The organism is Mesorhizobium sp. M00.F.Ca.ET.216.01.1.1 (assembly GCF_004010325.2).
Classification (GTDB): Bacteria; Pseudomonadota; Alphaproteobacteria; order Rhizobiales; family Rhizobiaceae; genus Mesorhizobium.
In genome coordinates this window covers 1-425 of sequence record NZ_SADR02000147.1, presented here as the reverse complement: position 1 = coordinate 425, position 425 = coordinate 1, and the positions used below count along the sequence as shown (strand labels likewise).

Here is a 425-nt window from a genome sequence, read left to right as displayed (position 1 = left end):
GGAAAGCTGGTCAGGCTGCCCTCGCCTTTCTTCCTCGGCAGCTTCATTTTCGGCGCGGTGATCCATCTCGGCCTCGGCGTGCCGATGCAACTGCCGCCCTGGCTGCTGGCGATCAGCTACGCCATGGTCGGCTGGTCGATCGGACTGAACTTCACCCGCCCGATCCTTCGCCACGCGGCGCGCGCCCTGCCGCAGATCATCGGCTCGATCGTCGCGCTGATCGCCTTTTGCGGCGGCATGGCCTTCGTCATCAGCCGCCTGCTCGGCATCGATCCGCTGACCGCCTATCTGGCGACCAGCCCCGGCGGCATGGACAGCGTCGCAATCATCGCCGCCGCGGCGCGCAACGTCGACATCTCCTTCGTCATGGCCTTGCAGTCGGCACGCTTCCTGGTCGTGCTGCTCATTGGGCCAAGCGTAGCCAG

At 66.4% G+C, this 425-nt stretch carries 1 protein-coding gene; it reads left to right on the top strand.

Annotation, left to right across the window (positions count from 1 at the left end):
• A partial coding sequence (locus tag EN859_RS35460; protein ID WP_135913621.1) for an AbrB family transcriptional regulator occupies positions 1-425 on the top strand: 425 nt, incomplete at both ends.